Source organism: Sulfitobacter sp. HGT1 (assembly GCF_013282155.1).
In the GTDB taxonomy this organism is placed as follows: domain Bacteria; phylum Pseudomonadota; class Alphaproteobacteria; order Rhodobacterales; family Rhodobacteraceae; genus Sulfitobacter.
On sequence record NZ_BLWI01000012.1, the window covers coordinates 106,095 to 120,685 of the forward strand.

Sequence of the window (14,591 nt, forward strand, 5' to 3'; positions counted from 1 at the left end):
ACGAAAAAAGGCGCGCCGCAGCACGCCTTTTGATGGTTTCGCAAGCGACCCTATTACATGTTCGGATAGTTCGGGCCGTCCCCGCCCTGCGGCGTTGTCCAGACGATGTTCTGCGACGGGTCTTTGATGTCGCAGGTTTTGCAATGCACGCAGTTCTGGAAGTTGATGACAAAACGCGGGTCTTTGCCCTCTTCCTCAACGAATTCGTACACACCGGCGGGGCAATAGCGCGCCGACGGGCCCGCGTATTCCTTGAGGTTCACATTTACCGGCACGGACGGGTCTTTCAACGTCAGATGCGCAGGCTGGTTTTCATCGTGGTTTGTAAAGGAAAACGCGACGTTGGTCAGACGGTCAAAGCTCAGCTTTCCATCGGGCTTGGGATAGTCGATCTTTTTGTGCTTGCTGGCTTTTTCCGTCGCCTCGGCATCGGATTTCCCGTGGCCAAGCGTACCCAGAAGCGAAAAGCCCAAGGTGTTGGTCCACATGTCGAACCCACCCACGGCAAGCGATGTCATCAGACCGTATTTGCTCCACAACGGTTTGACGTTGCGCACTTTTTTCAGGTCTTTACCGATCTCGCCGCCGCGCACGTCTTGCTCATAGGCGGTCAGCTCGTCACCGGAACGGCCAGCCTGGATCGCATCAAATGCGGCTTCGGCGGCGGCTTTGCCCGACAGCATGGCGTTGTGATTGCCCTTGATGCGCGGCACGTTGACCATGCCCACCGAACAGCCCAGCAGCGCCACACCGGGTGCAACCATCTTGGGCATCGACTGATAGCCACCTTCGGTGATGGCACGCGCACCATAGGCGACGCGCTTGCCGCCTTTCAGCAGCTCGGCGACCATCGGGTGATGTTTAAAGCGCTGGAATTCCATGTAGGGGAACACATGCGGGTTTTTATAGCCCAAATGCACAACAAAACCGACATATACCTGATTGTTTTCAATGTGGTAGATGAACGATCCGCCACCGGCATTGCTGTTCAGAGGCCAGCCCATCGTGTGGGTCACGGTGCCTTCTTTGTGCTTGGCGGGGTCGATTTCCCAGATCTCTTTCATGCCAAGCCCGTATTTCTGCGGTTCCTTGCCAGCATCCAGATCATATTTCGCGATCACCTGCTTTGACAGGCTGCCGCGCACGCCCTCGGACAGGAACACGTATTTGCCGTGCAGTTCCATGCCGGGCTCATAGTTGTCACCCTTGGTGCCATCCGGGTTGATCCCGAATTCACCGGCAACCACGCCTTTGATCTCGCCATTTTCGCCGTACACCAGTTCCGAACAGGACATGCCGGGGAAAATCTCGACACCCAGCTCTTCGGCTTGCTCGGCCATCCAGCGACAGACATTCGCCATCGACACGATATAGTTGCCGTGGTTGTTCATCAGCGGTGGCATGGGGAAGTTGGGCACGCGCAGCTTGCCCGCCTCGCCCAGCATGTAAAAGTTGTCTTCGATCACCTTGGTCTTTATCGGCGCGCCTTTTTCTTTCCAATCAGGCATCAACGCGTCCAGACCGATCGGGTCCAGCACGGCACCCGACAGGATATGCGCGCCCACTTCGGACCCTTTTTCCAGCACGACGACGTTGCAGTCGGCATCAAGCTGTTTCAGACGGATCGCGGCAGACAGGCCCGCAGGACCAGCGCCAACAATAACGACGTCATATTCCATTGTTTCGCGTTCAACTTCGGCCATTTGGGGCTCCTCTTCGGGCAGAAAATGGGTTTGGATTTGGCTAAACCAGCAGGGCTTGCTTTGCAATCGGAACACAACGTTAAAATGCAGGCCCGCGACAGTTTCGTACCTATTTAACGCCCGTCCCGTCATTATGTTTCGCCATGCGAGATAATCTGGCCCGACGCGGTGCAACAAATTTAATCAAATCCCCGCAGGCGAAGTTTGGCAGGGCCGCAACACTCCGCTCTTGCAATCATCCGCTACTTTGGGTCAGGTAAGGACCAATTCAAATCGGTTGCACCCTCAGGCTTGGCTTGGGGCTGTGACCCTCATTGCGTGGACGACCACAATGGAAAAAATCCCGATGACCCGCGCCGGTCATACTGCTTTGGAAACCGAACTAAAGCACCTCAAGACGGTAGAACGTCCTGCAATCATCAAGGCGATTGCCGAAGCGCGCGAGCATGGTGACCTGTCCGAAAACGCCGAATACCATTCCGCCAAGGAAAAACAGTCCTTTATCGAAGGCCGCGTGAAAGAGCTGGAAGGCGCGATTTCGCTGGCCGACGTGATTGACCCGTCCAAAATGTCCGGCTCCATCAAGTTTGGTGCCAAGGTCACCTTGGTGGACGAAGACACCGACGAAGAAAAAACCTATCAGATTGTTGGTGAATACGAGGCCAACATTGAAAAAGGGCTTTTGAACATCAAATCCCCCATTGCACGTGCGTTGATCGGCAAAGAAGAAGGCGATAGCGTTGCAGTGCGAACTCCGGGGGGTGAAAAATCGTATGAGGTTCTCAAGATCATTTACGCTTGATCTGGGGTTTTCAGCATGACCGAAAATGTGCCTGCCAAACCGTCAAGGCCGAACCCGCCGCGCCAGTCGGCGCGCTCTACGCCGTTCGGCGTCTATTCACGCCCGAATGACAAAAGCATTTCCAATATCGAAATTATCGCCATTGCACTAAGCGTGCTTTGGCTGCTGGGCTCTGCCATCTTTTTTCTGGTGCAACCTGCCAACCCCAACCCCGACGCCGGGGATAGCGGCCTTCGGTTCTTGATGACGATGCTGGCGATTTTCATGCCCGTCGCGATGATCTGGGTTGCCGCCACGGCAGCACGGGCCAGCCGCGTGATGCGCGAGGAAAGCCAGCGTTTGCAATCTGCAATCGACGCCATCCGGCAGGCCTATATCGCGCAGCAGCAAGGCAAACCCTTTGATGGCGATGCCTCGGTCAATCGTAAACTTGACGAAATCGCCGCCGCCGCCCGCAAAACCGAAACCGCGCTGGCGACGTTTCAAACCCGCCGTGATGCGGCACCCCGCGCCGCAGTCCCCGTGCCTGTCGTTGCGCTGTCTGACGATCAGCCCACATTGGCCCTTGGCACCCAAGCCAGCGATATGGCCCCCGCGCTGTCGCATGACGATTTCATTCGGGCGCTGAACTTCCCCGAAACGGCGGACGACACCGAAGGCTTTAACGCCCTGCGCAAAGCCCTGAAAGACCGCAACGCATCCCAATTGGTGCAGGCATCCCAAGACGTGCTGACCCTGCTGAGCCATGATGGCATCTACATGGATGACCTGCGCCCTGACCGTGCCCGCCCCGAAGTCTGGCGCGAATTTGCACAAGGGGCCCGTGGCCGGACGATTGCGGCCCTTGGCGGTGTGCGGGACCGGTCATCGCTTGCGTTAACCAATGCACGCATGAAGCAGGACCCGATTTTTCGGGATGCAGCACATCATTTCCTGCGGCGCTTTGACCGTGTTTTCGCCAGCTTTGAGGCGCAGGCATCGGATGCTGAAATCTCGGCTCTGGCTGAAACACGCACCGCGCGGGCGTTCATGTTGCTGGGCCGTGTGGCGGGCACCTTCGACTAGGGCGCGGGTGCCTTGAGGCCCTAAATCCCGAAGGATCCGTAGGGGATGAACCGCACCGGATCGCCGGGGCGCACATGGACCGCGCCGTCCGGCAGTTCCACCAGACCCTCCGCCCAGCTTAGCCCGCTGATCCGGCCCGATCCTTCGGAGGCGAACACCTCGACCTGACCGTCGCGCATGCGGGCGCGCAGATATTCGCGACGTCCCGGTTTTTTGCGTTTCTCAAATGCCGCCGGCACGTTGAACCCTTGCGGTGTGGTCCATTCCTGCCCGGCCATCACGGCCAAAGCGGGGCGCGCAAAAATCAAGGTGCACACCATTGCCGCGACAGGATTGCCCGGCAGACCAAAAACCGGCATCCCCTGCCACATCCCCAAAGCCAAAGGCCGTCCCGGCTTGACCGCGATCCGCCAAAGCGACAAGGCACCGGCTTCCTCCAGCAGCGCCGACACGTGATCTTCGTCCCCCGCCGACGCGCCGCCACTGGTCAAGATCGCATCCACGCGGCCCGTGGCACCGTCCAGCCGCGCACGCAAAGCCGCGCGGTCATCGCCCACATGGCCCAGATCAACGGCGTGATAGCCGAACTGGGCGATCAGCGCCAAAAGCATCGGCCGGTTCGCGTCGTAAATCTGGCCATCCGCGGCGGTATCGCCCGGTTGCACGATCTCGTCCCCGGTCGAAATCACGCCAACCCGCAAGGGCCGGTACACGTCCAGCGCGGCATTTCCGGTGGCGGCCATCAGCGCCAGATCGGCAGCCGTCACGCGACGCCCCGCACCTGTGGTCACCTCGCCTTGCGTTATGTCCTCGCCCGCCTTGCGGGTGTTTGACCCCGCCTTGATCGGGCCGTTGAAATGCACGGCACCCGCATCAATGCGGACGTCTTCCTGCAACACCACCGTATCAACCCCTTGGGGCAATGCCGCCCCGGTGAGGATACGGATTGCCTGCCCATCAGGCACAACCCCCGGCGCATCACCCGCAGCAGCGCGGCCAGCGGCCAAAGGCAACCGATGCGGCCCCGCGCCCCGCCCGCCTGCAAAACCATAGCCGTCAACAGCAGTATTCGGCAGCGGCGGGTTTGCGCGTTTTGCAATCACGTCCCGTGCCACGACACGCCCCAAGGCATCGCCCAGCCCGACCGTTTCGACCGCAACGACCCGCGACAATCTTGCGCGCAACAGCTTCAGCGCTTCGTCTACCGGCGTCCAATGCACGCCCGGTGGCAGGGCAAAGCAATCATTGCGCAACGGTGCGGCAGACCGCAGACGGTCCTCGAAACCAAGCCCGAAAATCCAGCCTTCTTCGGGGGCCGAGACGTCAAGCATTTCTGCCAATGCAGTGCCCGACTGGCCGCTGATCTGGCGCGCGGCTTCCTGCACCTGCCACGCGTCCTTGATCACCCCCTGCGGGGCGGCACCCACCGTAAGCGAGGGCCAGATTTCAACAAACGCCACCTGCGACGTCAGGGGCTCAAAGGGCCAAACGCTGACCTTTTCGCGAAACCTGCTGCGCAACCGCGACAGAACCGGCAAGCCCATGAAAACCTGCGATCCGACCGCCCCCGCACCGGCCATTTGCCAACAGGTGAACGCGCCCTTGGCTTGGGCTTCCGACTGGCGCTTGTCCGCGAAAGGGTTCGAATAATCGGCCTTTGTGCGCGGCAAGCCGGGAATGTCACGCTTGGGCAGGCCGTTGGCCCAGAACGGGCCGCGCCCGTCGCCAAGCGCAAGGTTCAACTCTCCGGCCAGATCAAAACGGTTGTTCGCATCGCCCGTGTCCTTGATCCGTGCCTCGAACCAGTCCCAAAGTGCCAGCGGGTCGGGCGCGCCGGTCAAAGCCTCGGCAAAACCGGCGGGATAGCCAAAGGGGAAATCAAAACCGATCATGACGCGGCGATCGGTGCCCAATTCGGTTTCTATCAGATCAGCGATCCACGCCTCTGCCGCGATCCGGTTGCGCAGATAAACCGGGTCTTGGGGTTGCCCCCCACGACTGATCCCCGCCCAGATCGCATCCTTACGCGGGCGCGCGCCGGTATCATTGCCGCCCGACCAGTCGATCATCACAATTGTATCGAAACCCGTCAAAGCCCGACCTCGGCCAGAATGAAATCGGCAATCGCAGCGGTGTCATCCAGATCGAACACGGGGCGGTCCAGCGTCAGAGGCGTGTCGCTTGCGACGGCCCGAATGGTCGGATCATCCGGCGCGATCAGCGGGTTTCCCGGCTCGGTCCGATAGGCCTCTACCTTGGGGTGGACGTCGCGCTTGTAGCCTTCGATCAACACCAGATCGACCGGGCTTAGCCGTGTCAGCAATGTCTCGAGCGTGGGTTCGTCCTCGTCGCGCAATTCATGCATCAAGGCGACCCGATTGCGCGAGGCCAGCAGAACTTCGCGGGCACCGGCGATGCGGTGGCGGTGGCTGTCCTTGCCCGGATGATCGACCTCGAACGTGTGGTGGGCATGTTTGACCGTGGACACGCTAAAGCCACGGCCCGTGATCTCGGCCACCAGCCGTTCCATCAAGCCGGTCTTGCCCGCGTTCTTCCACCCAGTGACGCCGTAAATCCTCATAGCATGCCCTTTGCAATTTCCAGATCTTCCGGCGTGTTCACATTGAAAAACGCGGCCTCGTGAGGGAACAGTGCTTCGCGGCCCTGATGCTGCTGGGTCCACATGACCACCTTGCGCAAGCCCCCCTGCAAGGCGGCACGCAGATCATCGCGCAAGGCAACGGGCCACAGCCCGAATGTCGGGTGGCGCGCAGTGCCGCGGGTCGCATCAGGCGTTGCGGCCAGAACCAGCGGATGGGTCATGCCTTCGCTGGCAAGCAGCAGACGGGGCACCAGATCGCCGGGAAAAAACGGTGTGTCCGCAGCGGCAGTCACAATCGTATCCGCCCCGCGCGCGGCGGCCCAATCCATCCCGGCAAGCACCCCTGCCAAGGGCCCAACGAAACCGTCGATACTGTCAGGCAGAACCGGCAAATTCAGGCCGTCAAACCGCGCCGCATCGCCATTGGCATTCAAGGCCAGCTCAGCGACCTGCGGCGACAGGCGTTCGATGACATGGGACAGCAATGTCTTGCCACCAAGGGTCAGCAACCCCTTGTCGCCGCCCCCCATGCGCGTCGCCTGACCGCCAGCCAGAATAACCCCAAGTGGTTGTTTCATTCCGACCCCTTTCGGCCTGCGCGTTTCGGTTCATCCACGATCAAATCGGGGTCGGCGTCGCGCACAAGACGGTCCTCGCCAGCAAGGCAGACAAAGCGTTTGCCTTTCATCCGGCCAATCAAGGTCAACCCGACCTGATTGGCGATTTCGACACCCCATGCGGTGAACCCGGAGCGGGACGCCAGCACAGGTATGCCCATCATCGCGGTCTTGATCACCATCTCCGAGGTCAGACGCCCCGTGGTATAAAGAATCTTGTCATCGGCGCGCACTTTTTCAGAAAGCATCCAGCCTGCGATTTTATCGACGGCGTTGTGACGCCCGACATCTTCCATATAAACCAACGGCTTGTCGCCTTGGCACAGGATGGTGCCGTGAATTGCACCTGCCTCAAGATACAGGCTGGGTGTGCGGTTGATCTGCGCGCTCAGACGGTAGAGCCACGAGGTATGCACGGGCGTTGCGGGCAGGCTGACGCCCTCGAGCCCTTCCATCATGTCACCGAACACCGTGCCGACAGCGCAGCCACTGGTGCGGGTTTTCTTGCGCATCTTGTCTTCGTAATCGGTTTTCCGGGCGGTGCGCACCACAACGACCTCAAGGTCTTCGTCATAGTCTACGCGGGTGATTTCGTCATTGTCGCGCAACATGCCCTGATTGCGCAAAAACCCAAGCGCGAGGTATTCGGGATAGTCCCCGATGGTCATGGCCGTCACGATTTCCTGTGAATTCAGAAAAATCGTCAGGGGCCGTTCTTCAACCACATTGATGGTCAATTCAGCGCCCGTGTGATCGCGCCCCTTTACAGCACGGGTCAGGCGCGCGGCCCCCGGTTGCGGAGCGATCAGATAGGCGTCGGTGTCAGTGTCTGCAGACAATTGCATCCCCCTCGGACGGCGGCTAAGGATATGAAGGTAATCTAGGGGTAAACCATGGCCATCACCACCACGAAATCGGCCTTCCGCAAGGGGCTGGCCGATGCGGCACCCTTTGTCCTGGTCATCATCCCTTTCTCGTCCCTGTTCGGCATTCTTGCCACCGAAGCAGGGCTGAGCGTGTTTGAAACGCTGGCGTTTTCCGTTGTCGTGATCGCAGGTGCCGCTCAATTCACCGCCCTACAGCTGATGCAGGAACACGCACCGACAGCGATTGTGCTGGCGTCGGCCCTTGCGGTGAACCTGCGCATGGCGATGTATTCGGCGTCCCTGACCCCCTATATCGGTGCCGCCCCGCTTTGGCAGCGCGCGCTGGCGGCCTATCTGACGGTTGACCAATCCTATGTCTGCTCGATGGCGCAATATGAGAAAGAGCCGGACATGACGATCCCGCAGCGGATGTCGTATTTCTTTGGCTGCGTGACGCCGATCGTGCCGCTTTGGTATCTGTTCACGCTGGTCGGCGCATTGCTGGGCACACAAATCCCCGACAGCTGGGCGTTGGACTTTGCCCTGCCCATCACGTTTCTGGCAATGATCGCACCGATGTTTCGCACGCCTGCACATGTGGTTGCAGCGCTCGTTGCATCGATTGCAGCCCTTGCAACCGCAAGCGTGCCCTATTCGCTGGGCCTGATTCTGGCGGGGATGGCAGGCATGATCGCGGGGGCCCAGACCGAAGTCTGGCTGGTTCGCCGCGCAGAGAGGACCGCAGGATGATCGACAAAACCACATTATGGATCGTGATCATCTGCCTTGGCATCGGCAGCTTTGGCTTGCGCTTTGTTTTTACCGGATTGGTGGGCGACCGCGAGATGCCCGCATGGCTGCTGCGCCATCTGCGCTATACCGCCGTTGCCATCCTGCCCGCATTGGTGGCCCCGCAGGTCATTGCCCCTGCTGCGACGGGGGGCCAATTTGACCCCGCGCGTTTCGCAGCAGCGGCTGTTGCCCTAGCCGTTGGCGTTCTTACCAAGAACGTTTTGCTGGCGATTATTAGCGGGGCCGGGACCTTGTACAGTCTCTTGTGGCTGCTGGGATAACTGGCCAGCGCGCACCGCATCAATCACATCACCATCGTCGTTTTCGTAATATTTGTCGGTGCTGACATTTGGCAGACTGCCAAATTGCTCGGACAGGCTGACCGGATAGAATGTCTTGCTGATCCCCTCGAAACCGGGAATCTGAGACAGCAATGCCGAGGTTGAATTGGCGCAATAGGCACCGGGCACCTGACCATTCGCCATCACCAGCTTTAGCACCTGTTCGGCTTGGGCGTCGGAGACTGGAACAGTCTGGCTGATCACGTGGAATGTGCTGCGGGCATGGGCTGATTTATAGGCTTGTATCCATTTCGGAGACATCCCGTATAAAACATCGCCCCGCTCGACCACGCGGGGGTCGCGGAAGGACCCTGCCGGATCAAAGATCACCTGCTGGGATCCGTTGACAACCAACGCCGTATGCCCGCCGTTGCCAGACCGGTTGTTCACCATGGTCATCAGGGTCAGGGATTTGGGCCCCGGCGCGGAGTAGGCCGCAGATGCGACCTCGGCCAGGGAATTGTCGGTGCCGGTATCGTTGGCACAAGCCGAAAGCGTGGCTACGCAGGCCAATGCCATCCAAATGCGCATGTGAATGTCCTGCAAAATAGGGTCGATACGTCTTAGCGGGCGAAGATCGCCATAAAGACAAGAATACCGATGATCACGATGGAGGACCATTTGACCCAGTTCATGAAGCTGTCAAAGGTCTTTTCCTGCGACGTGGTATCCATGGAGCCGTGTTCATGCTTGGCCATATTCGTAATCCTTTGACTTGGTGTTCGTTCCAATTTGAAAACGTGGTTACTGCATTCGGACAGCCATGTCACGATGTCAACGCGCACGATCTTATGAGTTTTTTGTCTGCGTCTTGGCTGCATCAGCCTCGATATCCGCGATCAGCCGGAATCCGATGCGATTCGCGGGCTTTTCGCTTTCGGTCTTGGGCAAGGCACGCAGGGCGACGTTCAGCTGGCTGACATGTTGCACCAGTTGCATTCGTCCCCCGCCCCCGTCCTGACCGTAAAAGGTAACGATGTCGGGGTCGAAATATCCCATGCCTTCGATGCGCAAAACACCGGCGTCACCCCCCGCAAACCCCATGGCGACCTCGTGATCCCCATCCAGCTGTTCCTCAAAATTCTTGAGGTACAGCACAACCCGTTCATAGGCCCATTGCGCCGGAGATTTCCGCGCTGCGGGCGTATCGGTCATGCCGCTTGGCACCGCTTGTTCGCTTGCATTGCGCTGCGCGGGGTCGGTGTGAACCTCGTGCAGGCGGGGCAAAACATCGGCTTCCGCAGCCTCTGCTGCGGTTCTGATCATATCATCCATGCGCTTGGTCCGTTGCCTGATATACCCATGCGCCATCTTCGGCCCGCAAGTCACGTGTGGCAAGCCCGGTTTGGTACAGATGACTTAGATGTGCGACAGACTCGACCAACGCCAGCCCGTATTCCTCTTCGCCGATTTTGCGTTTGAACAAGGTCGGAAAGCATTCGGATGCGGATTTCGGCGTATCGATATATTTGACCAACCGCTTCAGCGCGCCGTGGTGGTTGTCGATCAACTGGCGCATCCGCGTGGGCAACCCCGTGAAGGGCAGTTTATGCCCGCCCAGCACCAGATGATCCTCGCGGCCCATCGGGGCCAGCCGTTCGCAAGCCTCAAGCCATTCGCCAATCGGGTCGGCCATGGGTTCGGTCGCATAGACACCGACATTGGGGCTGATCGACGGCAAAATCTGATCGCCCGCAATGACCAAATTGTCATCCCTGCTCCAGAATGTTGCGTGTTCGGGGGCGTGACCATTGCCCATGTGCACGTCAAACACCCGACCGCCAATGGTGATCTGATCATCCTGCTTGATACGGGTGAACCCCAAAGGCAGCGGATCGACGATATCGGCAAAGTTGAAGGGCCGCTCCGTCGCGCGTTTTGCGTACAGGTCAGGGTCCATGCCCGACATCTTGTAAAACGCCAGTGTTTCCGCAGCCGGGGTCTTTTGGGCATCCAGCGTCAACATGCGCGCCGTCAGCCAGGCCGTGCGCGTTGTAACCAGTTCGGCCCCGTGTTCGGTCTGGAACCAGCCCGCCAGCCCGATGTGATCGGGGTGGTGATGTGTCACGATCACCCGCGAAACCGGCTTGCCGCCAAGCGGGCCTGCCATCAGATCGGACCAAGTTGCCTTGGCCTTCTTGGACGAAAATCCGGTGTCGATGATCGTCCAGCTGTCGCCTTCGTCAAAGGCATAGACGTTCACATGGTCCAGCTTCATCGGCAACGGCAAGCGCATCCACAGAACACCGGGGGCGACCTCGACCGCCTCGTTACCGGCAGGCGGCATATCCCAAGGATAACGCAGGCCCACGTGCTTTTTAACGGTCATCAAGCGGTCAGTTCGTCAATGGACAGCGCAAAGAGGTCATCTGCGCCCGACTGCGCATGCACCAACAGCCCCGCATGTTCGGGCAACAACCGCAGAATATAGAACCGCGCCAGTTTTTCACGCGCACCACCCTTGTCGGCCAGCGCCGCCTTGAGGTGCAAATGCCCGCCCAAGACCCGTGCAAAAGCCCGCAGATACGGCACGGCACCGGCAAAACGCGTGTCCATGTTGTCTTGGGCAACCAGCCATTCGGTGGCCTCGCGCAGGGTTTCTGTCGCCTGCCAGACCGCGTCAGCCATGTTCGGGAACGCCTCGCGCGCGGCTTCGGCATGGGCTTCGATTTCGTCCATGAGACGGTTTGCCGCCTCGCCGCCATCCATCATCTTGCGCGCCACAAGGTCCATCGCCTGAATGCCGTTCGTGCCCTCGTAAATCGCCGTCACGCGGACATCGCGGCAGAATTGCGCAGCGCCGGTTTCTTCGATCACGCCCATGCCGCCATGCACCTGCACCCCCATTTGCGACACCTCGATCCCGACATCGGTGCCGAACGCCTTGGTGATCGGGGTCAGGAAGGCCGCGCGCGATTTCCACTCGGCCTCTCCGGTGGCATTGGTCATGTCGATGGCCACGGCACAGCTGGCCGCGATGGCCCGCGCCGCAAAGGTTTCGGCCTTCATCGTCATCAGCATCCGGCGCACATCGGCGTGGTCAACGATGGTGCCAGACCCGTCGGGTTTGATATTCTTGCCCTGCTTGCGGTCCAGCGCATAGGACAGCGCATGTTGATAGGCCGCCTCGGCAACACCGATACCTTGCTCGCCAACCCCAAGTCGCGCGTTGTTCATCATGGTGAACATCGCAGCCATACCGCCTTGTTCGGGGCCAACCAGCCAACCGATAGCCTTGTCATATTGCATCACACATGTTGGCGATCCGTGCAGGCCCATCTTATGCTCGAGGCTGACAACCTGCAGCGTGTTTCTGGCCCCCAGACTGCCATCTTCGTTTGGCAGGAACTTGGGCACCAGAAACAGGCTGATCCCTTTTGTGCCCGCAGGCGCACCGGGCAGACGCGCAAGCACCAGATGGCAGACGTTGTCGGCGAAATCATTGTCGCCCCAGCTGATATAGATTTTCTGACCCGAGATGCTGAACGTCCCGTCGCCGTTGTCTTCGGCCTTTGAGGAAAGCGCGCCCACGTCCGACCCGGCCTGCGGTTCGGTCAGGTTCATCGTGCCGGTCCATTCGCCGCTGATCAGCTTGGGCAGATACAGTTCCTTGATCGCGTCGCTGGCATGGTGTTCCAGCGCCTCGATCTGGCCCTGGCTCATCAACGGGGCCAGTTGCAGCGATAGACACGCGCCGCTCATCATTTCGTTCACGGCGCTGGCCATGGTCAGGGGCAGGCCCATCCCGCCATATTCCGGGTCCGCACTGATCCCGATCCAACCGCCCTCTGCGATGGCTTTGAACCCGTCAGCATAACCGGGCGACGTGCGCACAACACCGTTTTCCAGTCTGGCCGGCTGAAGGTCACCGGGGCGCTGCAAGGGGGCCATGATATCGTTGCACAATTTGCCCGCTTCTTCCAGAATCGCCCGGCTCACATCATCTGTGGCATCTGCGAACTTGTCCGTGGCACGCACGTCATCAAACCCGACAATATGGTTGAACAGAAAATTATAATCCTCAACGGGGGCGCGGTATGGCATCGTAATTCCTCCTTGGGCCTGCGCGTCTGCTTGGCAAACAGAGCAACGACCTGATAAGCCCATAAACATGAAACGGGGGCAGTTTTCCAAGGATGCTGCGACTGGCCCGCCACCGCAACCCGAAACACAGCGTCACAAAGGCTTTGACCGACCCTATGACCGAGATCTTGCAGCCTGACGCCCGGGGCATCGCCCGCGCCGCCGCCGTTTTGACCGCAGGCGGATTGGTCGCACTGCCCACCGAAACGGTGTACGGGCTGGCCGCAGACGCCCGCAATGGCACCGCTGTGGCCCGCATTTACGAGGCCAAGGGCCGGCCAAGTTTCAATCCGCTGATTGTGCATCTGGCCGATGCCGAACACGCGCGGCGCTATGGCGTCTGGTCTGACAATGCCGAAATCCTTGCTGCTGCATTCTGGCCCGGCCCGCTTACGCTGGTTTTGCCCTTGGCGGATAATCACGGCCTGTCATCGCTTGTGACGGCGGGGCTGGACAGCGTCGCCCTGCGCGTGCCCGCCCACCCCACCGCACGGGCGATCTTGCAGGCGTTTGACGGCCCCATTGCGGCACCTTCTGCCAATCCGTCCGGCCGTATCAGCGCCACGACGGCCGCCCATGTGCTGGCCGGGCTGGACGGGCGCATCGACGCGGTTGTGGATGATGGACCTTGCGCCGTCGGCGTGGAAAGCACCATCATCGGGCTGAACCACGCGACCCCCACATTGCTGCGCGCAGGGGGCCTGCCCGTCGAGGCGATCGAGGCGGCCCTTGGCATGCAGATCGACGTGGCTGACGGGGCGGAAATCATCGCGCCGGGGCAAATGGCGTCACATTACGCCCCCGCCGCCCAGGTTCGTCTGGATGCAAAAACCGCGCTGGACGGTGAAGTCATGCTGGGGTTCGGAGCGGTGGACGGCGACCTTAACCTGTCCCCCTCCGGTGATCTGAGCGAAGCCGCCGCCAACCTGTTTGATTGTCTACATGCCTTGGATGCACTGGCCAAACCGATCGCCGTTGCCCCGATTCCCGATCACGGGCTTGGCAGGGCAATCAACGACCGTTTGCGCCGGGCGGCAGCCCCGCGCTGATCACGCGTGCCCTGCTGTCCCGCTGAGCCCCAGCGGATCAATTCCAAGCGATGCCAGCGCCGCAGCCCATTTTTCGGCATCGGGCAGATCAAACACGATCTGGGGCGTCGGATCACAGGTCAGCCAGCCGTTTTGGCCGATCTCGGTCTCAAGCTGGTTTGCGCCCCAACCGGCATAGCCCAACATCAGCAACGCCTGTTTGGGGCCCTTGCCGCGGGCGATGTCTTCCAGAATATCAAGGGTGGCCGTCATCGCGAACCCGTCAGCAACATCAAGCGTGTGCAGCACAGACCGGTATTCAGCACTGTGCAAAACAAACCCGCGCGATGTTTCGACCGGCCCGCCAAAATGCACACCCAGCCCCGATGTATCGCTGAAATCCACATCGCCAAGCTTATCCAGAACATCCGTAAGCTTTAGGTCGACGGCGGGTTTGTTGACAATCAACCCCATCGCGCCCTCGGCGGAATGGGTGCAGATAAAAATAACGGAATGGTCAAACCGCGGGTCCCCCATGCCGGGCATCGCCACAAGCAGTTGACCTGTAAGATCCATTTCCATCCTCTTTCGTCCTCAATACCATGTCAGATCAGCATGACGCGCCGGCCCTTTCGTTTCAACCCCACCGTTCTGTAACGTTTCATAATACAATAGTGACTTGGCAGGCTTCC

16 protein-coding genes are annotated in these 14,591 nt (G+C 60.0%); 5 read left to right on the forward strand and 11 right to left on the reverse strand.

What is annotated here, in order from left to right; all coding sequences use genetic code 11:
- Positions 1–53: 53 nt before the first annotated feature.
- Positions 54–1,703, reverse strand: a complete 1,650-nt coding sequence (locus HGT1_RS13870) for an electron transfer flavoprotein-ubiquinone oxidoreductase (protein WP_176250559.1) — start codon at positions 1,701–1,703, stop codon at positions 54–56.
- A 331-nt stretch (positions 1,704–2,034) separates the two neighbouring features.
- Here HGT1_RS13870 and greA point away from each other — a divergent pair, with 331 nt between their 5' ends.
- Both greA and HGT1_RS13880 read left to right on the forward strand, forming a co-directional pair.
- Positions 2,035–2,505, forward strand: a complete 471-nt coding sequence (gene greA, locus HGT1_RS13875; protein WP_176250560.1) for a transcription elongation factor GreA — start codon at positions 2,035–2,037, stop codon at positions 2,503–2,505.
- Between the two features lie 15 nt (positions 2,506–2,520).
- Positions 2,521–3,570 (forward strand): hypothetical protein, encoded by a 1,050-nt coding sequence (locus HGT1_RS13880; RefSeq protein ID WP_176250561.1) that lies wholly within the window; start codon positions 2,521–2,523, stop codon positions 3,568–3,570.
- Between the two features lie 20 nt (positions 3,571–3,590).
- Here HGT1_RS13880 and glp read toward each other — a convergent pair whose 3' ends face one another.
- From glp to HGT1_RS13900, 4 genes are read right to left on the reverse strand one after another with little or no spacing between them, the layout of a single operon-like run.
- The gene (gene glp, locus HGT1_RS13885; protein WP_176250823.1) at positions 3,591–5,639 is read right to left on the reverse strand and encodes a gephyrin-like molybdotransferase Glp; all 2,049 of its coding nucleotides are present in this window, start codon (positions 5,637–5,639) and stop codon (positions 3,591–3,593) included.
- A 20-nt stretch (positions 5,640–5,659) separates the two neighbouring features.
- On the reverse strand, positions 5,660–6,151 hold the full coding sequence (mobB, locus tag HGT1_RS13890; RefSeq protein WP_176250562.1) for a molybdopterin-guanine dinucleotide biosynthesis protein B: 492 nt from the start codon (positions 6,149–6,151) through the stop codon (positions 5,660–5,662).
- Complete coding sequence (gene mobA / locus HGT1_RS13895; protein WP_176250563.1) at positions 6,148–6,750, reverse strand: molybdenum cofactor guanylyltransferase MobA; 603 nt, start codon at positions 6,748–6,750, stop codon at positions 6,148–6,150. The genes mobB and mobA overlap by 4 nt, the downstream gene beginning before the upstream one ends.
- Complete coding sequence (locus tag HGT1_RS13900) at positions 6,747–7,634, reverse strand: formate dehydrogenase accessory sulfurtransferase FdhD (protein WP_176250564.1); 888 nt, start codon at positions 7,632–7,634, stop codon at positions 6,747–6,749. The genes mobA and HGT1_RS13900 overlap by 4 nt, the downstream gene beginning before the upstream one ends.
- A gap of 48 nt (positions 7,635–7,682) precedes the next feature.
- Here HGT1_RS13900 and HGT1_RS13905 point away from each other — a divergent pair, with 48 nt between their 5' ends.
- Positions 7,683–8,405: an AzlC family ABC transporter permease gene (locus HGT1_RS13905; RefSeq protein WP_176250565.1), complete on the forward strand. Its 723-nt coding sequence runs from the start codon at positions 7,683–7,685 to the stop codon at positions 8,403–8,405.
- Positions 8,402–8,728: an AzlD domain-containing protein gene (locus tag HGT1_RS13910; RefSeq protein WP_176250566.1), complete on the forward strand. Its 327-nt coding sequence runs from the start codon at positions 8,402–8,404 to the stop codon at positions 8,726–8,728. Before HGT1_RS13905 ends, HGT1_RS13910 begins: the two co-directional genes overlap by 4 nt.
- On the opposite strand, the gene HGT1_RS13915 is transcribed toward HGT1_RS13910, so the two are convergent.
- From HGT1_RS13915 to HGT1_RS13935, 5 genes are all read right to left on the reverse strand, one after another.
- Positions 8,639–9,319: a hypothetical protein gene (locus HGT1_RS13915; protein ID WP_255200209.1), complete on the reverse strand. Its 681-nt coding sequence runs from the start codon at positions 9,317–9,319 to the stop codon at positions 8,639–8,641. The genes HGT1_RS13910 and HGT1_RS13915 overlap by 90 nt on opposite strands.
- A gap of 32 nt (positions 9,320–9,351) precedes the next feature.
- The gene (locus HGT1_RS13920; RefSeq protein WP_176250567.1) at positions 9,352–9,486 is read right to left on the reverse strand and encodes an aa3-type cytochrome c oxidase subunit IV; all 135 of its coding nucleotides are present in this window, start codon (positions 9,484–9,486) and stop codon (positions 9,352–9,354) included.
- A 91-nt stretch (positions 9,487–9,577) separates the two neighbouring features.
- Complete coding sequence (locus HGT1_RS13925) at positions 9,578–10,063, reverse strand: DUF6173 family protein (protein ID WP_176250568.1); 486 nt, start codon at positions 10,061–10,063, stop codon at positions 9,578–9,580.
- Positions 10,056–11,117: an MBL fold metallo-hydrolase gene (locus HGT1_RS13930; RefSeq protein WP_176250569.1), complete on the reverse strand. Its 1,062-nt coding sequence runs from the start codon at positions 11,115–11,117 to the stop codon at positions 10,056–10,058. The genes HGT1_RS13925 and HGT1_RS13930 overlap by 8 nt, the downstream gene beginning before the upstream one ends.
- Positions 11,117–12,832, reverse strand: coding sequence for an acyl-CoA dehydrogenase (locus HGT1_RS13935; protein ID WP_176250570.1), 1,716 nt, complete (start codon positions 12,830–12,832; stop codon positions 11,117–11,119). Before HGT1_RS13935 ends, HGT1_RS13930 begins: the two co-directional genes overlap by 1 nt.
- 155 nt (positions 12,833–12,987) lie before the next feature.
- Here HGT1_RS13935 and HGT1_RS13940 point away from each other — a divergent pair, with 155 nt between their 5' ends.
- Positions 12,988–13,920 carry an L-threonylcarbamoyladenylate synthase gene (locus tag HGT1_RS13940; protein ID WP_176250571.1) on the forward strand — a complete coding sequence of 311 codons (933 nt, stop codon included), beginning with the start codon at positions 12,988–12,990 and terminating at the stop codon, positions 13,918–13,920.
- Here HGT1_RS13940 and HGT1_RS13945 read toward each other — a convergent pair whose 3' ends face one another.
- Entirely contained in the window at positions 13,921–14,475 is a 555-nt protein-coding gene (locus HGT1_RS13945; RefSeq protein ID WP_176250572.1) for a YqgE/AlgH family protein, read from the reverse strand.
- Positions 14,476–14,591 lie beyond the last annotated feature (116 nt).